Source organism: Pseudoalteromonas sp. SG44-1 (genome assembly GCF_014164315.1).
Taxonomy (GTDB): Bacteria; Pseudomonadota; Gammaproteobacteria; order Enterobacterales; family Alteromonadaceae; genus Pseudoalteromonas; species Pseudoalteromonas rhizosphaerae.
This window is the reverse complement of sequence record NZ_JACJEW010000023.1, coordinates 1-24,570: the sequence shown is the minus strand read 5'-3', so window position 1 is coordinate 24,570 and position 24,570 is coordinate 1. Positions and strand designations below refer to the sequence as shown.

Sequence of the window (24,570 nt, the reverse complement as noted above, 5' to 3'; positions counted from 1 at the left end):
ATCATTTTTAACTGAGAGGCATATAAAAAGTACTCAATTTATTAGCTCAAACAGTATAAATCGAGCAATAAACCCACTAAATCAACTTTAATTGCCACTAATTACTTATTTAGCACCCTACTTGAAATATTTTTTGGCATTTCATAAATTAATTTATAGCCAAAACGATCGTTATCAACAGGCGATCTATCCACATTCTGATCACTCGTTTTAAAACTCTTAATGAAACGAAAATTCACCACTCATAAAACGTAAAATCAATATCTTAGTAAAATAAAAATAAGATCTTATGTTGTTACTACCCAGCTTTCCCACTTTTTATCAACAGCTTGATCAGAAGATTACATATTGGAATACTTTATTTTATTTATATATATCAAATAATTACGAATTAAAAATAAGAAACATCAAAAATCGTACTTTAAATACTTATACAAACTTCCATTCAAGGCTTTACTGCTGAGTAAACTCAGTTATCATAAGCCTATAAGTAAGCAGTTGTGTGATCAAATAGAATTATGAACTCCGTTAATATCATTATAGGCAGCCAAATGGGATCTGCTGAGTATGTAGGTGAGCAACTAGCAGAGCAGTTAGTTACTCAAGGGATCACTACAGAAGTTCATGATCAACCTAACTTTTCACAGATAAACCAAGAAAATACTATCTGGTTATTGTGTACTTCTACTTATGGTGCTGGTGATTACCCTGAGAACCTTTTATCCTTTGTTGAAGATATTAATCAAGTCAATGATTTAAAAGGATTAAAGTTTAGTGTTATTGGCTTAGGTGACACTAGTTATGATACCTATAACCTCGCTGGCCGTAATCTAGAACAACTTTTAGTAAGTAAAGGCGCGCAATGTATAGCAGAGCGCTTAGAGTTGAATATTCTTGATGAAGAACTACCAGAAGACACCGCATTAGCTTGGTTACCAAGCTGGATCGAGCAAATAAACCGTATTTAATTAAGATCACAGTTTAGATCCAAATTTAAAGTTACCCACAATTTACTGAGTATTTAGATCAGATTGTGGATAAGCTATGATCTAACTGCGTTTTAAGACTATGTTATCCATTGGATAAGATCTGATCCAATACCCCCTGTGCATAAAGAGCCTTTTTGATCAGAGCTTATAATCAGTTAGATCCGATCATATTAACACCTTTAGATCCGATCTAACTTTATGTTTTAATAAGTAAACTAAACCTTATCAACAGAAATCATGCTCAGTAGTAGTAACAGTAATAAAAGATCTCTTTAAAAGATCCTTTATATTATTAGAGATCATTTACTTAGATCTTGGCCACAGTTTAATCATTTATCTTCTGTAAATTTATAGGTAGAATACGCTCCCCCTTGAAAGTTTGCTGGTTGATTAAGTAGGATCCCGAAATGATTTTTCACGAAAATTTTGATGTTATTGTTGTTGGTGGTGGACATGCAGGTACAGAAGCTGCGTTAGCTGCTGCACGTATGGGTATGAATACCCTACTGCTGACTCACAATATGGATACCCTTGGTCAGATGTCATGTAACCCAGCAATTGGTGGTATTGGCAAAGGTCATTTGGTTAAAGAAATTGATGCACTAGGTGGTGCAATGGCCCAAGCAATTGATAAAGGCGGTATTCAATTCCGTACTTTAAATTCTTCAAAGGGACCTGCAGTAAGAGCTACTCGTGCACAAGCAGATCGCGCTTTATATAAAGCTGCTATTCAAGATATTTTACAACACCAAGATAACCTGAAGATCTTTCAGCAATCATGTGATGATCTGATTGTTGAAAATAATAAAGTAACCGGTGTTGTTACTCAAATGGGACTGCGTTTTAGCGCACCTTCTGTGGTATTAACCGTAGGCACTTTCCTTGGTGGCCAAATTCACATTGGCTTAGAAAACTTCAAAGGTGGTCGCGCTGGTGATCCACCTTCAATCGCATTAGCAAATCGTTTACGTGAATTACCATTTCGTGTTGATCGCTTAAAAACTGGAACGCCACCACGTATTGATGCCCGTACAGTTGATTTTAGTAAAATGGAACAACAACCTGGTGATGCTATAACACCGGTGTTTTCATTTATGGGTAAGCAGTTAGATCATCCACAACAAATTTCTTGCTTCATCACATACACCAATGAAAAAACTCATGATGTGATCCGCAATAATTTACATCGTTCACCTATGTACTCAGGTGTTATTGAAGGGATTGGTCCACGTTACTGTCCTTCTATTGAAGATAAAATTGTTCGCTTTGCAGATAAAGACAAACATCAAATTTTTGTTGAGCCTGAAGGCCTAACATCTTATGAGCTTTATCCAAATGGTATTTCAACTAGTTTGCCATTTGATGTGCAATTAGAGATTGTGCAATCAATCACTGGCTTTGAAAATGCACATATTTGCCGTCCAGGCTATGCTATCGAGTACGACTTTTTTGATCCACGCGATTTAAAGAAATCATTAGAGACCAAATTTATTGATGGTTTGTTCTTTGCTGGACAGATCAATGGCACTACAGGCTATGAAGAAGCCGGTGCACAAGGCTTAATTGCCGGTATGAATGCAGCATTGCAAGTGCAAGGTAAAGAGCCTTGGACACCGCGCCGTGATGAAGCTTATGTCGGTGTATTAATCGACGATTTAACTACACTAGGTACCAAAGAACCGTACCGTATGTTTACTAGTCGTGCTGAATACCGTTTGTTACTACGTGAAGACAACGCTGATATTCGTTTAACAGCAAAAGGTCGTGAACTTGGTTTAGTTAACGATGAGCGCTGGCAAGCATTTAATGAAAAAATGGATATCATTGCAAAAGAATCTCAACGGATCAAAGAAACTTGGATCCATAAAGATCACGCTGTAATTGATCAAGTTAATGGTTTACTTAAAACACCATTAACCCGAGAAGCAAGTTTAGAAGAATTATTACGTCGCCCTGAGATCCGTTATAACGATCTAATGGCGATCGAAGGATTAGGATCTGAGTTTGATCATGCAACAGCGTTAGAGCAAGTTGAGATCCACACTAAGTACGCAGGTTATATTGCTCGTCAGCAAGAAGAGATCAATAAGCAACTTCGTCATGAGTTAACTATTTTGCCTAAAGATTATGATTACTCGATCGTATCGGGTCTATCAAATGAAGTGGTTGCTAAATTAACTGAGGCGCGTCCTGATACAATCGGTCAAGCATCACGTATTTCAGGTATCACGCCTGCTGCTATTTCGCTATTATTAGTTTATCTGAAGAAGCAAGGCTTACTACGTAAAATTGCGTAGTCATTAAGGAATACTGTGTTACAGCAACAATTAACTACTTTGTTAGCGCAAACTGATATTGCGCTAACTGAAAAACAACAGCAACAATTGGTTCAATATGTTGAGTTACTCAACAAATGGAACAAAGCTTATAATTTAACCTCAGTGCGTTTACCTGAGGATATGATGATTAAGCATATTATGGATAGCTTAGTTGTTGCACCTCACCTACCCGGTCATCATTATATTGATGTTGGTACGGGTCCTGGCCTTCCGGGTATCGTATTAGCTATTGCATTACCTGATACACAATTTATTTTATTAGATAGTTTAGGTAAACGCGTGCGTTTTTTAATGCAGGTAAAACATGAGCTAGGTCTGAAAAATGTAACCCCGGTGCAGTCTAGAGTTGAAGATTATCAACCAAGTGTTAAATTAGATGGTGTATTGAGTCGTGCTTTTGCATCTTTACAAGATATGGTTGACTGGTGTTCGCACTTGATTGATCATTCAGGTAAGTTTATTGCCTTAAAAGGCGTATTTCCAAGTGAAGAGCTAGAATCTTTACCAGCAGGTGTTAAGTTCGAGCAAAAAATCACCTTGGAAGTACCAAAATTAGATGCGCAAAGACATTTAATTATTCTTTCTAAAGACTAGGGATCAGAGATACTGTGGCAAAAGTCATCGCAATAGCAAACCAAAAAGGTGGTGTGGGTAAAACCACCACAGCAGTTAATCTCGCGGCATCAATGGCTGCAACTAAACGTAAAGTGTTGCTTATTGATCTCGATCCGCAAGGCAATGCAACCATGGGTAGCGGCGTAGACAAATACGGCGATGTGGCAACAATTTATGATTTATTAATCGAAGATAAACCAATTGAAGAAGTTGTTACTAAAGAAACCTCTGGTGAATATCATTTAATTGCTGCCAATGGTGATGTTACCGCCGCCGAAGTTAAACTGATGGAGCTTTATGCTCGAGAAGTACGACTTCGCAATGCCCTTGAAAAAATATCTGATCAATATGAATTTATTTTTATCGACTGCCCACCATCGCTGAACATGCTTACGGTGAATGCAATGGCGGCCGCGGATTCAATTTTAGTGCCTATGCAATGTGAATATTATGCGCTTGAAGGCTTAACCGCATTAATGGACACAATTACGCAATTAGCCAAGTTAGTTAATCCAAAACTACAGATTGAAGGGATTTTACGTACTATGTACGATCCGCGTAATCGTTTGGCCAATGATGTATCTGAGCAGCTTAAACAACATTTTGGCGATAAAGTATACCGCACCGTGATCCCACGTAATGTACGTTTAGCTGAAGCGCCGAGTTTTGGTGCACCCGCAATGTATTATGACCGGGCATCAAGTGGCGCTAAAGCGTATTTAGCACTTGCCGGTGAAATGTTACGCAGAAAAGAAAAAATATCCCCAATCGTCGCCTAACTTGAGGTAAAAAGAACATGTCTGCTAAAAAACGCGGTTTAGGCCGAGGACTCGATGCTTTATTAAGCTCGTCAAAACCAGCACCGAGTGCCCGCACTGAACAACCCAACGTGAGTGAGCAGGATGTAATTATTCAGCCAACCAGTAGTGAACTGCAAAAGCTACCGATTGAGTTTTTACACTCAGGTAAATATCAGCCACGTAAAGACATGTCCGAAGAAGCGCTTGAAGAGCTAGCAAGCTCAATTCGATCGCAAGGGATTATTCAGCCAATTGTAGTTCGTCCAGTAGCAGAAAACAGTTATGAGATAATTGCTGGTGAACGTCGCTGGCGTGCTGCACAAATAGCTAAGCTAGACGTAGTACCATGTATCATTAAAGATGTGCCTGATGAAGCTGCGGTGGCCATCGCATTGATTGAAAATATTCAACGCGAAGATCTAAATGCCATGGAAGAAGCGGTTGCATTGCACCGTTTGTTAACTGAGTTTGAATTAACTCACCAACAAGTGGCAGATGCCGTAGGCAAATCACGCACGACGGTAACTAATTTATTACGACTAAATAACCTTAATGATGATGTTAAAATATTGTTGGAACATGGCGATATTGAAATGGGTCATGCGCGTTGTTTATTAGCCCTTGAAGGTGAAGCACAATCTGATGCTGCTCGACTGGCTGTAGCAAAGGCTTTAACTGTACGCGAAACAGAAAAATTAGTTCGTTCAATTATTGAACCTGCCCCTAAAAAAGAAACTTTCGAAAAAGATCCAGATGTCAAACAGTTAGAACAACAGTTAGCCGAAAACTTGGGTGCTAAAGTTGAAATTAACTACAACAAAAAAGGCAAAGGAAACTTAGTTATTTCGTATACTAACTTAGAAGAGTTAGATGGAATTTTAAGCCGTATAAATGCAGAGAATTCCGAGCATTAATAAATATCATGTCCAAAAAGAGACATTCGTCGCAAATTTGCACCACAATACACCGACTCAAGTTGCAAAACTGGTAGGAATCAGTATAATTTCGCCAGTTTTCATGCCCTGACAATTAGATTGCCACTAAGGTTAACTAAACGTGACAAATAAGTTAGCGAGGCCATATCGGCTTGCCGCATTAAAATTAATATGTCTTCAGGGTGTTGTAGCATTAGTTGCTGCTGTAATCATTTTTGTTGGTTGGGGAGTAGATGCCGGCCTTTCAGCTATCGCTGGAGGCACTGTAGCGGTGCTCCCTAATTTTGTATTTGTTATCTATGCATTCCGTTATATGGGTGCTAGTAAAGCAAAACAAGTGTTTGCCTCGTTTAAACGCGGCAACGGATTAAAATTTTTGCTAACAATCTTTTTGTTTGCGCTGATATTTAAACTGTATCCGGTAATCTTTTTGCCATTTTTTTGTAGTTTTATATTAGTGATGTTCGTTGGATTGTTCGCGCCAGTTTTTTTTAATCATTAACTTTTGGGATATAACATGGCTGCAGGTGAAGAGCTAACTCTAACGGGTTACATCAAGCACCACCTAACCAACGGTCAGGTGCGTCTATCCGACGACCCTAACAATTGGTGGATGGTACTTAATGTCGATACCCTCGCATGGTCTATCGGTTTAGGATTGATCTTTCTATGGATCTTCAAGCGCGCTGCGAATAAAGCAACGCTTGGTGTTCCTGGTAAATTTCAGTGCTTTATCGAGATGGTCGTAGAATTCGTTGACTCTAACGTGAAAGATACCTTTCACGGTAAAAGTAAACTAATTGCCCCTCTTGCTCTGACAATTTTTGTCTGGGTATTCTTGATGAACTTAATGGATTTAATACCTGTTGACTTCCTACCAACTGCTGCGGCATTGATTAGTGGTGAGTCTTGGGATGTTATTTCAAGCGGTCAATCGCATACTTATATGAAAGTGGTACCTACAACCGATCTTAACTTAACGTTAGCAATGGGTTTAGGTGTATTCGCACTTATCATCTTTTATTCGATTCGCGTTAAAGGCGTTATGGGTTTTGTTAAAGAACTTACATTACAACCGTTTAACGTTAAGAACCCAGTGGTTCAAGCACTATTTATTCCAGTAAACTTGTTACTAGAGCTAGTAACCTTGTTTGCTAAGCCAATCTCATTGGCACTACGTTTATTTGGTAACTTATACGCAGGTGAATTGATCTTCATTCTGATTGCAGCGATTGGCTTATTCCAATTACCACTGCATTTCGTATGGGCTGTGTTCCACATTCTCGTAATCGTATTGCAAGCATTCATTTTCATGATGCTAACAATTGTATACCTGAGCATGGCGTCAACTGATCATTAATCAGACGTCAGTTCAATAAAGATTTTTTTACTTAAACTTTAAACTTTGAAAATTAATCGGAGAAAACAATGGAAATCGTACTAGGTCTTAAATATATCGCTGTAGCGTTACTTATCGGTTTTGGTGCTTTAGGTACTGCTATCGGTTTTGGTAACTTAGGTGGTAAATTCCTTGAGTCTGCTGCTCGTCAACCTGAGCTTGCACCACAACTACAAGTTAAAATGTTCATCGTAGCGGGTCTTATCGATGCTATCGCGATGATCGGTGTAGGTATTGGTCTATACATGTTGTTCGCACTTTAATATTGAAAAAATACTTTATCCGCGATCAACTATTGACTAAGGAGGAGTGGTTGTGAGTTTAAACCTTACTCTACTCGGCGAATTAATAGCATTTATCGTTTTTGTTTGGTTCTGCATGAAGTTTGTGTGGCCACCACTTAACGGTGCTATTGAAGCTCGCCAGAAAAAAATTGAAGATGGTTTAGCGGCCTCTGATAAAGCTGAAAAAGATCTTGAACTTGCTCGTAAAAAAGCAACTGCAGAACTTAAAGAAGCTAAATCACAAGCTGCTGAAATCATCGAGCAAGCTAAGAAGCGTGCAACGCAAATCGTAGACGAAGAGACATCTCGTGGTCACGACGAGCGCGAAAACATCATTGCTCAAGGTCATTCTGAAATTGAAGCCGAGCGTAACCGTGTTAAAGAAGAACTGCGTAAGCAAGTTGCTACTTTAGCGGTTATCGGCGCACAGAAGATTCTAGAGCGCGAAATCAATGAAGCCGCGCACAGCGACATTGTTGAAAAACTTGTAGCTGAGCTTTAATAGGAGGGTCTGAGCATGTCTGAATTGACTACAATCGCTCGCCCATACGCTAAAGCGGCCTTTGAATTTGCCGTTGAAAAAGGCGTAGTTGAGAGTTGGAATGATATGTTGTTTTTTGCTTCAGAAGTGGCGAAAAATGAACAAGTCGCTCAATTCCTAACTGGAAGCGCCTCTGCTGATAAGCAATCAGAAATTGTTATTTCTGTTTGTGCAGAGCAACTCAACGAATACGGTCAAAACCTTGTAAAGGTGATGGCTGAAAATGGACGTTTGACCGCCCTACCAGCTGTTGCACAATTGTTCTCTGCTTTTAAAGCAGATTACGATAAAGAGATTGATGTTGACATCACCTCTGCAACAACCCTTGCTGCAACGCAGCAAGAAACACTGGTAGCGGCACTTGAAAAACGTTTCGCACGCAAAGTTAAGCTGAATTGTAGTGTTGACGAATCTCTTGTTGGTGGCCTTATGATTAAGGCTGGAGACACAGTAATCGACGGCACTGTTCGCGGTAAATTAAACCGTTTAGCCACTACACTACAATCGTAATTGGGAAGAAGAGCATGCAACTTAATTCCACTGAAATTTCTGATCTGATCAAACAACGTATTGAGAAGTTCGAAGTTGTAAGTGAAGCTCGTAACGAAGGTACAATTGTATCTGTTACTGACGGTATCATTCGCATCCACGGTCTTGCTGACTGTATGCAAGGTGAAATGATTGAGCTTCCAGGCAACCGTTATGCTATCGCACTAAACCTTGAGCGTGACTCAATTGGTGCAGTAGTAATGGGTCCATACGCTGACCTTACAGAAGGCGTAAAAGTATACACAACTGGTCGTATCTTAGAAGTTCCTGTTGGTGCTGGTTTACTTGGTCGTGTTGTAAATACACTAGGTGCACCTATCGACGGTAAAGGCGCTTTAGATAACGACGGTTTTGAACCTGTAGAAAAAATTGCACCGGGTGTAATCGAACGTAAATCAGTAGATGAGCCAGTGCAAACTGGTTATAAATCTATCGATGCGATGATCCCAGTGGGTCGTGGTCAACGTGAACTTGTGATCGGTGACCGCCAAACAGGTAAAACTGCACTAGCAATCGATGCAATCATCAATCAAAAAGACACAGGCGTTAAGTGTGTGTACGTAGCGATTGGTCAAAAAGCATCTACTATTGCTAACGTAGTACGTAAATTAGAAGAGCACGGTGCATTAGCAAATACTATCGTAGTTGTTGCATCTGCTTCTGAGTCTGCGGCACTTCAGTACTTAGCACCGTTCGCGGGCTGTACTATGGGTGAATACTTCCGTGACCGTGGTGAAAACGCATTAATCGTATATGATGATTTATCAAAGCAAGCAGTTGCTTACCGTCAAATCTCATTGCTACTTAAGCGTCCACCAGGTCGTGAAGCATACCCAGGTGACGTATTCTATCTTCACTCTCGTCTTCTTGAGCGTGCATCGCGTGTAAACGCTGAGTACGTTGAAAAGTTCACCAATGGTGAAGTGAAAGGTAAAACAGGTTCATTGACGGCATTGCCAATCATTGAAACTCAAGGCGGCGACGTTTCTGCGTTCGTACCGACTAACGTTATCTCTATCACCGATGGTCAGATCTTCTTAGAAACTGACTTATTCAACTCAGGTATCCGTCCGGCAGTAAATGCTGGTATCTCGGTATCGCGTGTTGGTGGTGCTGCACAAACTAAAATCGTTAAGAAACTAGGTGGCGGTATTCGTCTAGCCCTAGCTCAGTATCGTGAATTAGCTGCGTTCTCGCAGTTCGCGTCTGACCTTGATGATGCAACTCGTGCTCAACTTGAGCATGGTGAGCGTGTAACAGAGCTAATGAAGCAGAAACAGTACGCGCCAATGTCTGTTGCTGAAATGTCTTTGTCGTTATTTGCAGCAGAGAAAGGTTACCTTCAAGATATCGAAATCGTTAAAATCATGGATTTCGAAGCTGGGTTACTTTCTTATGCAAACAGCACATACGCAGAGCTTATGGCTCAAATCAATGAAACTGGTAACTACAATGCCGAGATCGAAGCGCAGCTTAAAGAACTTCTAGAGAAGTTTAAATCTACGCAAACTTGGTAATTTAGTTATAAATGGTGCGCTTTAGTTCGCTAAAGCACACCTTGATTCGGAGAAAGAGTCATGGCCAGCGGAAAAGAGATTAAAAGCAAGATCGGTAGTATTAAAAATACTCAAAAGATCACTAGCGCTATGGAAATGGTTGCTGCGTCTAAAATGAAAAAGGCACAGGAACGAGTGGCTTCAAGCCGTCCGTACGCTGAAAATTTACGCAAAGTGATCGGTCATGTTGCTAATGCTAACCTTGAATATCGCCATCCATATATGGAAGAGCGTGAGGTCAAGCGCGTTGGTTATATCGTCATTTCTACCGACCGTGGTTTATGTGGTGGCTTAAACTCTAATGAGTTTAAGAAAGTATCTTTAGATATCAAAGCGTGGAAAGAAAAAGGTGTTTCTGCAGATTTCGCAGTTATGGGCTCAAAAGCCGGCACTTTCTTTAACCGTTTTGGTGGAACAGTACTTGCCAAAAAATCAGGGTTAGGCGATGCGCCTTCTATTACCGACGTAATTGGTCCGGTAAAAGTAATGCTAGAAGCATTCAATGAAGGCAAATTAGACCGCTTGTATGTGGTTTACAACAAGTTTGTAAATACCATGAAGCAAGAGCCAACAATCGATCAGTTGTTGCCTTTGCCAAAAGACGAAAGCAAAGAACTTGCACACCGTTGGGATTACATTTACGAACCAGATCCAAAAGCAATTTTGGATACATTAATGGTTCGTTTTGTGGAATCTCAAGTATACCAAGGTGTAGTTGAAAATGCTGCCTCTGAACAGGCCGCCCGTATGGTTGCAATGAAAGCTGCAACTGATAACGCAGGCGACCTTATGGATGAGTTACAGCTTGTTTATAACAAGGCTCGCCAAGCGGCAATCACACAAGAAATTAGTGAGATTTGTTCTGGTTCAGCAGCAGTTTAATGCTTCGGGCAAAGATTAACGAGAGGAATAGACATGAGTTTAGGTAAGGTCGTCCAAATTATCGGCGCCGTTGTGGATATTGAATTTTCACAAGACAGCGTGCCAGCCGTATATGACGCGTTAAAAATAACAGATGGCGATTTAGCTGGTTTGACTCTAGAAGTTCAACAACAGCTAGGTGGCGGTGTGGTACGTACTATCGCACTAGGTACTACTGACGGTTTACGCCGTGGTGCATTAGTATCAAACACAGGTGAAGCGATTCAAGTTCCAGTTGGTAAAGCAACGCTTGGTCGTATCATGAACGTACTTGGTGAGCCAATCGATGAAGCTGGTCCAATCGGCGAAGAAGACCGTATGTCTATTCACCGTGCAGCGCCTTCATACGAAGAGCAATCAAGTTCAGTAGAACTTTTAGAAACTGGTATCAAGGTAATCGACCTTGTATGTCCATTCGCTAAAGGTGGTAAAGTTGGTTTATTCGGTGGTGCCGGTGTTGGTAAAACCGTAAACATGATGGAACTTATTCGTAACATCGCAATCGAGCACAGCGGCTACTCAGTATTCGCCGGTGTTGGTGAGCGTACTCGTGAGGGTAACGATTTCTACCATGAAATGAACGATTCAAACGTACTTGATAAAGTATCGCTTGTATACGGTCAGATGAATGAGCCTCCAGGTAACCGTTTACGCGTAGCGTTAACAGGTCTTACTATGGCTGAAAAGTTCCGTGACGAAGGTCGCGACGTACTTTTCTTCGTAGATAACATCTACCGTTACACACTTGCTGGTACTGAAGTATCTGCACTTCTTGGTCGTATGCCATCAGCGGTAGGTTACCAGCCTACACTTGCTGAAGAAATGGGTGTACTGCAAGAGCGTATCGCATCTACTAAGACGGGTTCAATCACTTCAATCCAAGCGGTATACGTACCTGCGGATGATTTAACGGATCCATCTCCAGCAACAACGTTTGCTCACTTAGATGCAACAGTAGTACTTTCGCGTGATATCGCGTCACTTGGTATCTACCCAGCGGTAGACCCACTTGATTCATCTTCACGTCAACTTGATCCATTAGTAATTGGTCAAGAGCACTACGATACAGCACGTGGCGTTCAGACAGTTCTTCAGCGTTATAAAGAACTTAAAGACATCATTGCAATCCTAGGTATGGACGAGCTTTCTGACGAAGATAAGCAACTTGTATCTCGTGCACGTAAAATCCAACGTTTCCTATCTCAGCCATTCTTCGTGGCAGAGGTTTTCACAGGATCACCGGGTAAATACGTGTCACTTAAAGACACAATTGCTGGCTTCAAAGGCATCTTAAACGGTGAATTTGATGATATGCCAGAGCAAGCGTTCTACATGGTTGGCTCTATCGAAGAAGCTCAAGAAAAAGCCAAAAACATGTAATTAGGAGGGTAGTATGGCAGCTATGACTGTACATCTTGACGTAGTAAGCGCAGAGCGGAAGTTATTCTCTGGTCTGGTTGAATCGATTCAAGTAAGCGGTAGTGAAGGTGAACTAGGTGTAAACCCAGGACATGCGCCACTATTGACTGCCCTTAAACCTGGTATGGTACGTTTAGTAAAGCAATTTGGTCACGAAGAAGTAATGTATGTTGCTGGTGGTACTCTAGAAGTGCAACCGAACATAGTGACTATTTTGGCTGATGTAGCGGTTCGTGGTGAAGACCTTGACGAACAAGCAACAGAAGCAGCTAAACGTGAAGCTGAAGCGCAAATGGCGAATTCTTCAGCCGCTGAATTAGATTATCAACAAGCAGCAGTACAACTTGCAGAAGCAATTGCACAGCTACGCGTTATTCAGCAATTACGTAAAAAGTAAGCCTATCTGGTTTTCAAAAAGCCCACTTTATGTGGGCTTTTTTGTGCTTGAAATATACTGCATTGTTATTTTATTAGAACGCTATCATTTTTCTAAACTCTACTTTTACAGCTCTTTATCATTATTTTTACTTATATCCTTCATCGATCCCCGTTACAATATAACTAATACAAAGCAAGTTGTGATTTCAGCTTAGATTCAGTGGCTACTGCTAGATTGCCATTGAGTAAGTGCACATGATGTGACTTACGTAATCTTTTTGAATTTACACGCGCTTATTTATTTCAATAAAACAAAGAAAGAAGGAAATTGTTTTAATGTCACTTACTACTGTAATTCTTGCTGCGGGTAAAGGTACTCGTATGCGCTCTGCTCTACCTAAGGTGCTGCATAAAGTTGCCGGTAAACCTATGGTGCAACACGTTATCGATAATGCTAAAGCACTCGGTGCGACATCTACTAACTTAGTTTTTGGTCATGGCGGCGAATTATTACAACAACAACTTGCTGACAACGATGTAAACTGGGTACTTCAAGCTGAGCAGCTTGGTACTGGCCATGCAGTGGCACAAGCAAACCCACATATTAATGATGAAGACACTGTATTGGTTTTATACGGTGACGTACCACTGACAAAGCAATCAACCCTTGAGCGTTTACTCGCTGCCACACCTAAAAACGGCTTAGCCGTGCTTACTGTTAATTTAGCTAACCCTAATGGTTATGGCCGTATGTTACGTGTTGATGGCAAGCTAGTGGGTATTGTTGAGCAAAAAGATGCAAGCGCAGAGCAATTACTTATTAACGAAGTAAACACTGGCATTATGGCTGTAAACGGTAAACTGCTGAAAAGCTGGTTAGGCAACTTATCTAACGAAAACGCGCAAGGTGAATACTACCTCACAGATATAGTCGCAATGGCGCACAGTGAAGGTGTAGAGATAAGCTCAGCACAACCAGATCATCCAATGGAAGTTGAAGGTGCAAATAACCGCGTACAACTTGCAGGCCTTGAACGCGCATATCAGTCGTGGCAAGCCGAACAGTTAATGCTTAATGGTGCAACGCTTGCCGACCCTGCTCGCATTGATGTACGCGGCGAAGTGACAACTGGTGAAGATGTATTAATTGACGTAAACGTTATTTTTGAAGGTAAAGTTACTCTTGGTAATAACGTTGAAATTGGCCCTAACTGCGTACTTAAAAATTGTACGATTGGCGATAACGTAATTATTAAAGCTAATACCTTAATTGATGATGCAAGCGTAGCCGACAAGTGTACTTTGGGGCCTTATGCACGTCTGCGCCCAGGTGCGATTATGGAAGAAGACTCGCATATTGGTAACTTTGTTGAGATGAAAAAAACCCGTTTAGGCAAAGGCTCTAAAGCAAATCATCTTTCTTACTTAGGCGATGCTGAAATTGGCGAAAAAGTAAATATTGGTGCCGGTACTATTACCTGTAACTACGATGGCGTAAATAAAGCCAAAACCATTATTGGTGATAATGCCTTTATTGGCTCTAACTCATCGCTTGTTGCACCGGTAAACATTGGCGCAACAGCAACTGTTGGTGCAGGTTCTGTGATCACTAGCACCGTTGAAGATGAACAGCTAGCAATCGCACGTTCAAAACAGCGCAACTTAACCGGTTGGAAACGCCCAGTTAAAAAGTAAGCGCAGTAGTGTTTACCTTAGCTAGAAAAGCGAGTTTATACTCGCTTTTTGCTTTTTATTTAGCTGTAACATACTGCTATTAACTCCTGTTGCATCCGTTGAACTTTAATTTGCTGAGGTTGTTTTGGGCAATTAGCGCACTTTGCAACATTACCTATTTGGTAATGCAAACAACATGTTTTTCGCGTTAATGCTAATGAGTCTGAGCAAGCTGTAAGCATAATAAACTCCCCCGCCTCTGAGATATCGAGAGCATGCAACCAGTGCGCTGCCATTACTTGAATATTAAACTGCGGCTTTCGCTTTGCATGAAGTAGTAGTATTGCTAATAGCGTGTCAGCTAATAAGGGCATCGCCAAACGCTCATTAAGCCTTGCAACGAGGTTTAAATCTGTGAGTAACTTAACAACATAGCGTTTCAAATGGGCAGCCATATCCGTTACTGCCTGTTGCTGGTTTTGATGGTACTGCGCTTTTATAGTGGATAGTTGCAGCCCTGCAATAACACCTTGCTGATAGTGTTGCTTAAAGTTTTGCAAAGAAAAGCTCATATTAAGTTCATGAACGCTGATAAGCGCTAAATAGACAGGTTGCCAATACAGCATTCCCCAGCTTTTGATTGCCCAATAACTGCGCCCAGCAGCGGGGTATTGCTGCTGCCAATACTGGTGTAACCTTGCAACCAGCAATGAACTCGATTGTATATCGAGCCAATCTGTTGATTGTTCTGGTACTTTTAAAGCACTGTGGTAGCCCTTAGCAAGCTTTAACAGCTTACTAAGGGCGAGTTGTTCAGCGTTCATAACGAGTTTAAATACTTAAAATGAGGCGTTTAAACTAAGCTCAACACTGCGCTCAGCGCCCATCCAACAGCCATTTATATCAAAACAAGCACCCACATAACGTTTGTCTGTTAAGTTACTCACGGCTAAACCGATTTTATAGCTGTCGTTAAAACGATAGCTAGCGGCAGCATCAAGCAAGGTATAACCCGGTACTGTATCGGAATTTAAGGCATCTAACTGACTTTCACCGACATAACGTACACCGCCATTAAATTCCAGTGCATCGTTAAAGAAGTAATTTAACCACATTGAGGCTTGTTGCTCTGCTACCCAAATTGGTGTTTTACCTTCCAATGCCGGGTTTTGTGGATTATCTATTACCTCAACATCCATATCTGTTAGATTTACAGTAACATCAAGAGTGTCAGTGAGTTGCTGATAAACACTGATCTCAAAACCCTTCGATTGTACTTCACCATTTTGTGTGTATTTCATAAAGTCTGGAGTGTTAACCACCACATCTTGTTTGCGCAAATCAAAAAAGGCCGCGGTTACTTTAGTTGTTGCATCATTGTTGTGATATTTCATCCCGACTTCAATTTGCTCTGCGGTCGTTGGTTTAAATGCTTTGCCAGTTAAGGTATCTACCCCCGAAGTGGGCTCGAATGATTCTGAGTAACTGGCATAAGGAGCAATGTTATTATCAAAGGTATAAATTGCTGCAATACGAAAAGTGGTATCGCTTTGATCGATTTCTTGACTACTAGATATACCGCTTTTCGTATCATCTGTAACACTGTAGTAATTATCATAACGAAGGCCAGCAATCACTGTCAGCGCATCGAGCTTTATCTCATCTTGAAGATAAAAACCGCGTTGAGATTGCTCTAAACGGCTAAATTGACGATAGCTATCTAAAGCGGCTGTAGTAGCTGCATTAAACTGGCTGTGATCTGGATTTGATAAATCAAGTGTTGGCGTATTTGCACCAAAAGTGTCGGCATAGTCAAATGTAGAATCAAGGGTTTGATATTCAAAGCCAAATAATAGCTGATGATTAGTATTCGCTAAACCAAATTGCACAGCGAGTTGGTTATCAATCACGAAGCCTTCAGCGTCTTCAATGGTTTTATAGGCAGTACGAGTTAAAATTTTATCTGCATCCGCTAAGCCGAAGTCATAGCTATTTTGTTGCGTGGCATCGGCATTGGTATAACGAAAGTTTTGTAAAAACGAAATTGAATCTGAAAATTCATGATTTAATTTATACCCGATCATAGTGACTTCACGAGCAAACTCAGCCCAGTTTTCATCGCCAGCATACGCATCAGCATCTAACTTACCGTAACTGGCTTCGTAAAGTGTGCCTTTCGCGGGTAATGGCGTTGATGGCACCATTTTAGGATCGTCTTGATAATATAAGTTAAGGTTTAAGCTTGTTTGCTCACTTATCTCAAAAGTTACTGAGGGCGCAATGGTGATTCTTTCTTCTTCGGTTGTTTGCTGTTGGCCGTCGCGGCTACGGGCAATTGCAATAAAGCGATAATTAACGCCGTCGGTAATAGCGCCTGTGCTATCTAAAGCTAATTCAGCCAAGCTATTGCTACCAATTCGGGCTCTAATATTGTGCTCAGAGGATGCTTGTGGCGTTTTTGCTGTTTGGTTAACCATGCCACCTGGAGGTGCCGATCCGTATAAAACCGATGCTGGGCCTTTTAAAATTTCGACACTTTGTGTTGCATACGCATCTACTTGTGGAGCTAAGTTATAAGCTAGGTTGTATTGCAGCGGTAAACCATCGTAAAAATTACGGTAACTTTCAAAACCACGAATCGTATATTGGTCAAAAATCGTTACTGTACTGCGATTTTCAGGTGTGATCCCAGAAACATAGCGCAATGCTTCATTAACGGTATCTACTTGGCGTAACTCTAGTAATTTATTGTCGTAAACCTCAAAACTCATAGGCGATTCAATCGGCGTCAAACTCGATTTGGTCCCTGTTGAACGATAACTTTTTCCATATACTTCAATACTTTCTATTTCGTCTGCGGCTGGCTTTTCTGCAGCAAACCCATAGTTACTCATTAAACATAATGATATTGCAGATAGTCCAAACATTGATTTTTTTAACACAATCACTCCTTAAATTTTACTAGAATTAAACCATTGACACTTTATTGGAAACGCGATTAGTATACATTCTCATTTGGATTTATCAATTGTTTTCAATTAAAGGTGATCGTGCTCATGGTTCAGTTAAATGTGTTACTGGCGGATTCACAGCAGCAAGCTTCAACTAATGAAGCAAGTTCAATGCTTAATTCAATGTTTAATAAGGAAAATATAGATAATTTTAAAATAGGTCTTGAGCAGGTTATGCAATTGTTGGAGCAAACAATCGCAACACAACAAAAACCATTTAGCGGTATATTACCGCAGGAGCTAGCTAAAAAATTTATTGGTATTGACCTTAATCAACCGCTGTTTGATATACCGGACGCACTAGAAGAAGTTGCTCAGCTTTATCTTAAAGATGCTGTTTATTTTAATAATCCACGCTATCTCGCGCATTTAAATTGTCCGATTGTTTATCAAAGTATCCTTGCTGAATTGCTCGCTACTTCGATTAATACTGCTGTAGAGACCTGGGATCAAAGTGGTGGTGCCACTTTTATTGAACAAAGTATCGTAGATTGGACACTCTCAAAACTAGCGCTTGGTGAGCTAGCTGATGGCGTATTTACCAGTGGTGGTACGCAATCTAATTTGATGGCGATGTTGTTAGCTCGTGATTTTCAGTGCCAGTTATATGCAGGGCATACTAATAAACAGCAAGGTTTACCACACGACTTTAAACGACTAAAAATTTTCACCTCAAAAGTTAGCCATTTTAGTATTCAAAAAGCCGCCGCAATTTTAGGACTTGGTTACGATGCTGTTGTAAGCGTTCCGTGTGATGAATATTTTAGAATGGATATGACCGCTTTAAATCAGGCAATCGAAGACTGTCAGCAACAAGGCGATATCGTTATGGCCATCGTTGCAACAGCTGGAACAACTGATTTTGGTAGTATCGATCCATTAACGCAGATAGCTGAAATAGCTAAGCGCTGTGGTGCGTGGCTTCATGTTGATGCTGCTTATGGCGGGGGCTTATTAATAACGCCCAATAATAAACACAAGTTAGCGGGTATTGAATGCGCAGATTCGGTCACTATTGATTACCATAAGTCATTTTTTCAGCCTGTTAGCTGCAGTGCTTTTTTTGTAAAAGATAAGCAACATCTATCAGTTGTTACTTATCATGCCGAATATTTAAACCCATTAAGTCAGCAACAAGCGGGAACGCCAGATCTATGCAATAAGAGCATTCAAACCACACGACGTTTTGATGCGTTAAAGTTGTGGTTTTCACTGCGTACGGTAGGAGCTCAAAACTTAGGTGTAGCATTTGAACAAGTGATGCATTTAGCACGACAAGGTTATTTGTTATTAGCCTCTGAAGCAGATATTGAAATTATTCATCAGCCGCAGTTAAGTACACTGGTATTTCGTTTTGTTGGCGATAGCGGTGCTACAGATAGTGAATTGGACGCCGTAAATAAATATATTCGTAAACAGTTATCTCGCCAAGGTGAGGCGTTGATCGCGGCAACTAAGGTAGCAGATAAACAATATTTAAAGTTCACCTTACTGAACTGTGCCACCACTATCAATGATATCCAGCAAGTTGTAAGGCTTATAAAGCAATATGGTTATCAATACTTAGCAAGTGATTTAGCGAACGAACATGCTCCTTTAAGTCTTGCACTGGAGGAAGTTAGCTATGGATAAGTCCATTTATGATGTTATTGGTATTGGTTTAGGGCCATTTAATTTAAGTCTGGCATGTTTAACTGCGCCACTTGAAGGAGTCAGCAGCCTCTTTTTAGATAAAAAAGCTGAGTTTAATTGGCATCCAGGCATGATGCTTCCTGAGGTAAGTTTACAAACCCCCTTTATGTCTGACTTGGTAACGCTTGCTGACCCTACTAGCCCTTATAGCTTTTTAAACTATATAAAGCAGCAAGGTCGACTGTATTCTTTTTATATTAGAGAAAACTTTTTCTTACTTCGCCAAGAATATAATCAGTATTGCCAGTGGGCAACAAAGCAGCTGCCTAATATACGTTTTAATTCAGAGGTTCAGCATGTTGAGTACAGCCAAGACGAAGATATTTATATAGTACAAACAGCAGAACAAGTGTATCTAGCTAAACATTTAGTGTTAGGCACCGGGCCGGTGCCACGTCATCCTCAATGTGCTCAAGCATTTAAGTTGCAAGAGGGGGTTATTCATTCTAGCAACTACTTAGCCAATAAAAGTCAATTACAGCAAAAACAGTCGATCAGCATTATTGGTAGCGGGCAAAGTGCCGCTGAGATTTTTTATGATTTATTACAAGAGATTGATCAGCATGATTATCAACTAAATTGGCTTACTCGTTCTTCACGGTTTTATCCGCTCGAATACACTAAATTAACGTTAGAAATGACCTCACCAGAATACGTTGATTATTTTTATCAATTACCAGAACAAAAACGCCAGCAGTTAAATCGTCGTCAGCATAATCTCTATAAAGGTATTAATAGCGAATTGATCAACAATATTTTTGATTTGCTTTATAGCAAACGGCTAACAGCTAAATTGCCAGTAAGCTTGCACACAAACTCGGCATTGATTGATATGACCTACCTGAGCCACCAGCAGGGTTTTGAACTTAGCTTAGAGCAAACTGAACAGCAGCAAGGTTATTCACTAAACACCCAAAGCGTTATTTTTGCAACGGGTTATCAGTCTTACCAACCGAGCTTTTTAGCTGGGATCAGTCATTGCATTGATAGTGACGACGCGGGGCTTTATCAAGTTGCTCGTAATTACTCAATAGACAAGCAGCATCAACGTATTTTTGTACAAAATACAGAGCAACACACCCATGGTTTTGTGACTCCTGATTTAGGCATGGCATGTTATCGCAACTCTTGTATTATTCGTGCGATCACCGGACATGAATATTATCCAATAGAACGTAAAATAGCTTTTCAGGAGTTTGCTGCGCCCAATTATGAGTTAAGCGACGAAGTAGAGCAGTTTCGCGCATGAGTAAGCAGTTTAAAGTTTTGTTGATCGCGGTAACGGTATTTGCAGTGCTCAGTGATTCAATGTTATTGCCGTTTTATCCTACTTTCTTTAGTGCGGTATTTAATATAAGTGACCCTGCCTATGTTGGCACTTACATTGCTGCCAGCTGCTTTGTTGTCATGGTATGTTTTCCTATTTGGGCCTTCATTAGTAAATACATTAATGTGCTACCTTTATTGGTTTATAGCCAAATTGCTGCGGGTGTATTTAGTGTCAGTAGCTTTTTTGCTAGCGACTTAAATTGGTTTTGGTTTTCCTCCATGGCTATGTTTGCTTTTAAAGCCAGCTATTTACTGGTTTATCCATACTTAATGAGCTTGGAAGCGAAAAAAAATCACGTTGCGACGATTGCAATGCTTAGTGTTGTGGTGCACTTTGGCGCCATACTTGGCGCACTTGCTGGTGGCTTTGTGTTATCGGCTCTTCCTGGCAAAGCCGCATTTTTAATAATGGCTCTAAGCGATTTTACTCAGGTTTTTGTGTGCGCCTATCTCATAAGATTAGCGCCTAGTAAAAATCAGTCGCCTCCAGTAGCAAAAACATCAATCACTTCATCAAGTCGTTGGCCTGTATATCAACTTGGCATTGTTATGTTGTGCTTTTACTTTAGTGCTTTTTTGATCCGGCCTTTTTTTGCGGCATATTGGCAAAGTATTAGCGACACCTCCAGTATCGTCCTAGCGAGTGTTGTGTTTTCTATCCCTGCTTTTATGGCATTGCTTGCGCTGTGCTTTAATCATTGGCGGCAGCACACAAATCGCAACCCCATCAACTTATTAGTTGTCTTTATGTTGATCATTACAGGCGTTGCATTACAAGCCAGCCCTCTTTACTTAGTAGTGATCGCAGGACGCTGCCTGTTCGGTCTATCGCTATTCATTATTATTGTGCGTCTTGATCTGCTGCTTTACCAAGTGAGTACGCCAGACAAGTACGCTGAAGATTTTAGTAAAGTCAGTTTTTGCCAAAGCTTAGGTGTACTTTTAGCTTCTTACTGCGCGGGTTTGCTGGTTAAAAGCTCTGGTTTAGTAATACCTTTTTGGGTCGCCGCTGGTGGGCTCGCTATATCTGCTTGTTGTTTATGGCTACTGAGCAAGCAAAGTCGACGCCATACTCCTTGCGCCAATCTGGCATCGACCACGAGGGCTCAATAATGTCCATTACAGCAGCTGTTTTTTGTCAGCAGTTTACTAATATCGCAGAGCTTAGCTTAAGGCCATTTAGCCTTGCACAAGATCTCGCGTTAATTCACCAGTGGGTTACTCAGCCTCATGCGCAGTTTTGGGGCATGCAGGAATTTACCATTGAGCAGTTACAGCAAGAATATCTAAGCCTGTTAGCACATAGTGATATTTATATCGGCTACGCAAACAATAGCGCGTGTTTTTTAGTTGAGTTATATGACCCTCTATTAGATGAAATAGGTAATCATTACCCCGTCAAAGCAGGTGATATTGGCATGCACATTCTGATTGCCCAAAGCAATAACAAGGTGCATGGCTTTACTTGGTCGGTGTTTCAACTGGTGATGAATTTCATTTTTGCTAATGACAAAAATCAGCGCGTTATTGTTGAACCCGATATTCGCAATAACAAAATTCATTGTTTGAATACTAAAGCCGGCTTTCGTTATCAATCTGCGGTTAGGTTAACTCATAAAACCGCACATCTCGCATTTTGCACGCGTGATAACTTTTATCACGCATTAAATAAGGATAATACTATGAAGCACATTCCCCTGAGCCCAGAGCAAGCCGTCAGTCATTTAACGCCACAGCTATGGCGGCATGTAAATAGGTTACATGTTCGCAAAGCTTTGAGTGAGTTTGCTCATGAGCGGCTGATAAAACCGCAATTGACCAATGAAGATGCAGATTGGCAATATTTTGAGCTCAGTACAGACAAAGAAAGCATTGTTTATCGCTTTAAAGCCAAGCTGGGGTATTTGAATCACTGGCATATAGCAGCAGACTCAATTGAAAAACAAATAGATAACCAAGTAGCCGAGCTCGATTCAATCGCCTTTATTTGTGAGTTACAACATAGTTTAGGTATCAGCCAAGCTATGCTGCCTACTTATTTAGAAGAAATAGCCAGTACTTTATATGGCAGTGCTTATAAGCATCAGCTGCCAGCATTGACTGCCGAGCAACTCACCACTGCGGATTTTCAACAGGTAGAGAGTGCGATGACGGAAGGTCATCCTTGCTTTATAGCAAACAATGGTCGAATAGGGTTTGATACCAATGATTATCGCCAATACGCACCAGAGACTGGCGCGCACTTACAGTTGGTTTGGCTAGGTGCGCATAAAGATAGAGTGGTGTTTTCGACCACCGATGATTTAGATTATCAAACACTCATAACGCAAGAGCTATCGACGCACACCATAGAGTCATTTAAGCAAAAGCTATTAGCGCGTGGAGTAAATAGTGACGATTACTTTTTTTTCCCCGTTCATCCTTGGCAGTGGTTTAATAAACTCGCGTCGTTATTCTCTAACGATATTGCTGATCAGCATTTGGTTTGCTTAGGATACAGTGAAGATGAATATCAGCCGCAGCAGTCTATTCGTACTTTTTTCAATAAAACACATCCGCATAAACGCTATGTAAAGACCGCACTGTCAATTTTGAATATGGGATTCATGCGTGGTTTATCGCCTTATTATATGAGTGCAACTCCCGCAATTAACGATTGGGTAGCACAAGTAGTATCACAGGATCCGTACTTAGCTGGATCCGGTTTTACAATTCTGCGTGAGGTTGCAGCAATTGGTTATTATAATCACGCTCTAGAAGCCGCAACCGATCAATACAGTCCATATCGAAAAATGCTTTCTGCACTTTGGCGTGAAAGCCCAATGCCAAAGATAAAGAGTAATCAGCGCTTAATGACCATGGCGTCGCTGCTGCATATAGATAATCAAGGACAAGCGTTATTACCTGCTTTGATAAAATCAGCCAAGATAGGTACTCATATATGGATTGCTAAATATCTAAAAGCATACTTAGATCCACTCCTTCATTGTTTCTACTCCCATGACTTAGTCTTTATGCCTCATGGTGAAAACTTGATCCTGTTACTTGAGAACAACATTCCAGCCAAAGCAATAATGAAAGATATTGCCGAGGAGATAGCTATTCTTAATAAAGATTTAGTACTGGCGGATAATATTCAACGCTTAACTGTGGATGTGCCCGATGAATTAAAAGTGTTGTCAATTTTTACAGATGTGTTTGATTGTTTCTTTAGGTTCGTGGCTGATATCCTTGATCAGCAAAACGACTATTCAGAACGAGACTTTTGGCAACAAGTTGCAGAGTGTGTAATTAGCTATCAACAATCACACCCAGAACTAAAAGATAAGTTTATCAAGTATGATCTATTTAGTGCTGATTTTACCTTGTCGTGTTTAAACCGATTACAGTTAAGTAATAATCAGCAAATGATAGATTTGGCAGATCCGGCAAAAAATCTTAAATTTGAAGGAAAATTAATCAATCCGATAGCCGCATTTAATCCAATTAAAAAAGATAACAGTGCAACAGTTTAATAATTGCTATTTAGCTATGAGATGGATCAGGTCTGTATGCGCAGCTTGGTTGCTCTCATAGCTGAAAATTTAAGCGAAAATAACGCTGCAACGCCTTGTTTGTATGCCTTTTGAGCAAATAGTTAATTAATTTAATAAAACTGAAATAAAGCGTTGACGGCCTCAAGAATATCCCTATAATGCGCATCCACTGACCCGGCAGGCAGCAATGAAAAGCGCTGAACAAACGGTAAGTAAGTCGAGTAAAACTTAGCTTTGAAATCTTTTAAAAGAAACTAAAAATTAAGTGTTGACAAAAAAATAGGAAAGCGTAATATGCGCAGCCCTAGCGAGATAAAGTTTAACTTTAACCGCAGCGTTCTTTAACAATATAAAGCAATCATCTGTGTGGGCACTCGTACAGATTGAGTTCTAACAGCCGAGCTTAGTTCGCTAAGCAAAGCAAAAAATTTAGAGTCTCAATTGAAACTGAGTGACCAACAGAAGTAACTTATTATAAGTTGCTTCGGCACAGTCAATTCAATATCGAAAGATATTAAATAAATTCAGAATTCATTGAGCTGTCGAAAGACAAAAAACTTTTAATTGAAGAGTTTGATCATGGCTCAGATTGAACGCTGGCGG

21 protein-coding genes are annotated in these 24,570 nt (G+C 40.5%); 19 read left to right on the top strand and 2 right to left on the bottom strand.

Going from position 1 to position 24,570, the window contains the following annotated elements:
* Window positions 1-518: 518 nt before the first annotated feature.
* From mioC to glmU, 15 genes are all read left to right on the top strand, one after another.
* Window positions 519-968 carry an FMN-binding protein MioC gene (mioC, locus tag H5187_RS12090; protein WP_182718516.1) on the top strand — a complete coding sequence of 150 codons (450 nt, stop codon included), beginning with the start codon at window positions 519-521 and terminating at the stop codon, window positions 966-968.
* Window positions 969-1,396: 428 nt separating this feature from the next.
* A complete protein-coding gene (gene mnmG / locus H5187_RS12085; RefSeq protein WP_145241701.1) occupies window positions 1,397-3,286 on the top strand; it encodes a tRNA uridine-5-carboxymethylaminomethyl(34) synthesis enzyme MnmG in 1,890 nt (629 codons plus the stop codon).
* 15 nt (window positions 3,287-3,301) lie between these two features.
* On the top strand, window positions 3,302-3,922 hold the full coding sequence (rsmG, locus tag H5187_RS12080; RefSeq protein ID WP_182718517.1) for a 16S rRNA (guanine(527)-N(7))-methyltransferase RsmG: 621 nt from the start codon (window positions 3,302-3,304) through the stop codon (window positions 3,920-3,922).
* 14 nt (window positions 3,923-3,936) lie between these two features.
* Window positions 3,937-4,722, top strand: a complete 786-nt coding sequence (locus H5187_RS12075) for a ParA family protein (protein WP_145241697.1) — start codon at window positions 3,937-3,939, stop codon at window positions 4,720-4,722.
* A 17-nt stretch (window positions 4,723-4,739) separates the two neighbouring features.
* Window positions 4,740-5,657 (top strand): ParB/RepB/Spo0J family partition protein, encoded by a 918-nt coding sequence (locus H5187_RS12070; protein ID WP_182731923.1) that lies wholly within the window; start codon window positions 4,740-4,742, stop codon window positions 5,655-5,657.
* A gap of 142 nt (window positions 5,658-5,799) precedes the next feature.
* A complete protein-coding gene (locus H5187_RS12065) occupies window positions 5,800-6,180 on the top strand; it encodes an ATP synthase subunit I (RefSeq protein ID WP_145241693.1) in 381 nt (126 codons plus the stop codon).
* Window positions 6,181-6,195: 15 nt separating this feature from the next.
* On the top strand, window positions 6,196-7,038 hold the full coding sequence (atpB, locus tag H5187_RS12060) for a F0F1 ATP synthase subunit A (RefSeq protein ID WP_145241691.1): 843 nt from the start codon (window positions 6,196-6,198) through the stop codon (window positions 7,036-7,038).
* Between the two features lie 68 nt (window positions 7,039-7,106).
* On the top strand, window positions 7,107-7,340 hold the full coding sequence (gene atpE, locus H5187_RS12055) for a F0F1 ATP synthase subunit C (protein WP_009838908.1): 234 nt from the start codon (window positions 7,107-7,109) through the stop codon (window positions 7,338-7,340).
* A 52-nt stretch (window positions 7,341-7,392) separates the two neighbouring features.
* Window positions 7,393-7,863 carry a F0F1 ATP synthase subunit B gene (gene atpF / locus H5187_RS12050; protein WP_145241689.1) on the top strand — a complete coding sequence of 157 codons (471 nt, stop codon included), beginning with the start codon at window positions 7,393-7,395 and terminating at the stop codon, window positions 7,861-7,863.
* A gap of 15 nt (window positions 7,864-7,878) precedes the next feature.
* Window positions 7,879-8,412 carry a F0F1 ATP synthase subunit delta gene (gene atpH / locus H5187_RS12045; RefSeq protein ID WP_145241687.1) on the top strand — a complete coding sequence of 178 codons (534 nt, stop codon included), beginning with the start codon at window positions 7,879-7,881 and terminating at the stop codon, window positions 8,410-8,412.
* Window positions 8,413-8,426: 14 nt separating this feature from the next.
* On the top strand, window positions 8,427-9,968 hold the full coding sequence (atpA, locus tag H5187_RS12040) for a F0F1 ATP synthase subunit alpha (protein WP_145241685.1): 1,542 nt from the start codon (window positions 8,427-8,429) through the stop codon (window positions 9,966-9,968).
* A gap of 60 nt (window positions 9,969-10,028) precedes the next feature.
* Window positions 10,029-10,889 carry a F0F1 ATP synthase subunit gamma gene (gene atpG, locus H5187_RS12035; RefSeq protein WP_145241683.1) on the top strand — a complete coding sequence of 287 codons (861 nt, stop codon included), beginning with the start codon at window positions 10,029-10,031 and terminating at the stop codon, window positions 10,887-10,889.
* Between the two features lie 33 nt (window positions 10,890-10,922).
* Window positions 10,923-12,308 carry a F0F1 ATP synthase subunit beta gene (atpD, locus tag H5187_RS12030; protein WP_145241681.1) on the top strand — a complete coding sequence of 462 codons (1,386 nt, stop codon included), beginning with the start codon at window positions 10,923-10,925 and terminating at the stop codon, window positions 12,306-12,308.
* Between the two features lie 13 nt (window positions 12,309-12,321).
* Window positions 12,322-12,744, top strand: a complete 423-nt coding sequence (locus tag H5187_RS12025) for a F0F1 ATP synthase subunit epsilon (RefSeq protein WP_145241679.1) — start codon at window positions 12,322-12,324, stop codon at window positions 12,742-12,744.
* Between the two features lie 317 nt (window positions 12,745-13,061).
* On the top strand, window positions 13,062-14,420 hold the full coding sequence (gene glmU, locus H5187_RS12020) for a bifunctional UDP-N-acetylglucosamine diphosphorylase/glucosamine-1-phosphate N-acetyltransferase GlmU (protein WP_145241677.1): 1,359 nt from the start codon (window positions 13,062-13,064) through the stop codon (window positions 14,418-14,420).
* Window positions 14,421-14,479: 59 nt separating this feature from the next.
* Here the strand turns inward: glmU and H5187_RS12015 are convergent, their stop codons facing one another.
* Both H5187_RS12015 and H5187_RS12010 read right to left on the bottom strand, forming a co-directional pair.
* Window positions 14,480-15,223, bottom strand: coding sequence for a siderophore ferric iron reductase (locus H5187_RS12015; RefSeq protein ID WP_182762622.1), 744 nt, complete (start codon window positions 15,221-15,223; stop codon window positions 14,480-14,482).
* Between the two features lie 15 nt (window positions 15,224-15,238).
* Window positions 15,239-17,326 (bottom strand): TonB-dependent siderophore receptor, encoded by a 2,088-nt coding sequence (locus tag H5187_RS12010; protein ID WP_182797912.1) that lies wholly within the window; start codon window positions 17,324-17,326, stop codon window positions 15,239-15,241.
* Between the two features lie 129 nt (window positions 17,327-17,455).
* Between H5187_RS12010 and H5187_RS12005 the strand changes: the two genes are divergently transcribed.
* From H5187_RS12005 to H5187_RS11990, 4 genes are read left to right on the top strand one after another with little or no spacing between them, the layout of a single operon-like run.
* Window positions 17,456-19,042, top strand: a complete 1,587-nt coding sequence (locus H5187_RS12005; RefSeq protein WP_259398814.1) for an aspartate aminotransferase family protein — start codon at window positions 17,456-17,458, stop codon at window positions 19,040-19,042.
* A complete protein-coding gene (locus tag H5187_RS12000; RefSeq protein ID WP_145241673.1) occupies window positions 19,035-20,351 on the top strand; it encodes a lysine N(6)-hydroxylase/L-ornithine N(5)-oxygenase family protein in 1,317 nt (438 codons plus the stop codon). The genes H5187_RS12005 and H5187_RS12000 overlap by 8 nt, the downstream gene beginning before the upstream one ends.
* Window positions 20,348-21,544, top strand: a complete 1,197-nt coding sequence (locus H5187_RS11995) for an MFS transporter (protein WP_145241671.1) — start codon at window positions 20,348-20,350, stop codon at window positions 21,542-21,544. Before H5187_RS12000 ends, H5187_RS11995 begins: the two co-directional genes overlap by 4 nt.
* Window positions 21,544-23,946: a GNAT family N-acetyltransferase gene (locus tag H5187_RS11990; RefSeq protein ID WP_145241669.1), complete on the top strand. Its 2,403-nt coding sequence runs from the start codon at window positions 21,544-21,546 to the stop codon at window positions 23,944-23,946. The genes H5187_RS11995 and H5187_RS11990 overlap by 1 nt, the downstream gene beginning before the upstream one ends.
* The last annotated feature ends 624 nt before the right edge of the window (window positions 23,947-24,570 follow it).

Coding starts and splice junctions, on each gene's coding strand:
- mioC (WP_182718516.1), top strand. CDS start 519: ATGAACTCCGTTAATATCATTATAGGCAGCCAAATGGGATCTGCTGAG.
- mnmG (WP_145241701.1), top strand. CDS start 1,397: ATGATTTTTCACGAAAATTTTGATGTTATTGTTGTTGGTGGTGGACAT.
- H5187_RS12070 (WP_182731923.1), top strand. CDS start 4,740: ATGTCTGCTAAAAAACGCGGTTTAGGCCGAGGACTCGATGCTTTATTA.
- atpB (WP_145241691.1), top strand. CDS start 6,196: ATGGCTGCAGGTGAAGAGCTAACTCTAACGGGTTACATCAAGCACCAC.
- atpE (WP_009838908.1), top strand. CDS start 7,107: ATGGAAATCGTACTAGGTCTTAAATATATCGCTGTAGCGTTACTTATC.
- atpH (WP_145241687.1), top strand. CDS start 7,879: ATGTCTGAATTGACTACAATCGCTCGCCCATACGCTAAAGCGGCCTTT.
- atpA (WP_145241685.1), top strand. CDS start 8,427: ATGCAACTTAATTCCACTGAAATTTCTGATCTGATCAAACAACGTATT.
- atpG (WP_145241683.1), top strand. CDS start 10,029: ATGGCCAGCGGAAAAGAGATTAAAAGCAAGATCGGTAGTATTAAAAAT.
- atpD (WP_145241681.1), top strand. CDS start 10,923: ATGAGTTTAGGTAAGGTCGTCCAAATTATCGGCGCCGTTGTGGATATT.
- H5187_RS12025 (WP_145241679.1), top strand. CDS start 12,322: ATGGCAGCTATGACTGTACATCTTGACGTAGTAAGCGCAGAGCGGAAG.
- glmU (WP_145241677.1), top strand. CDS start 13,062: ATGTCACTTACTACTGTAATTCTTGCTGCGGGTAAAGGTACTCGTATG.
- H5187_RS12015 (WP_182762622.1), bottom strand. CDS start 15,223: ATGAACGCTGAACAACTCGCCCTTAGTAAGCTGTTAAAGCTTGCTAAG.
- H5187_RS12010 (WP_182797912.1), bottom strand. CDS start 17,326: ATGTTTGGACTATCTGCAATATCATTATGTTTAATGAGTAACTATGGG.
- H5187_RS12005 (WP_259398814.1), top strand. CDS start 17,456: ATGGTTCAGTTAAATGTGTTACTGGCGGATTCACAGCAGCAAGCTTCA.
- H5187_RS12000 (WP_145241673.1), top strand. CDS start 19,035: ATGGATAAGTCCATTTATGATGTTATTGGTATTGGTTTAGGGCCATTT.
- H5187_RS11995 (WP_145241671.1), top strand. CDS start 20,348: ATGAGTAAGCAGTTTAAAGTTTTGTTGATCGCGGTAACGGTATTTGCA.
- H5187_RS11990 (WP_145241669.1), top strand. CDS start 21,544: ATGTCCATTACAGCAGCTGTTTTTTGTCAGCAGTTTACTAATATCGCA.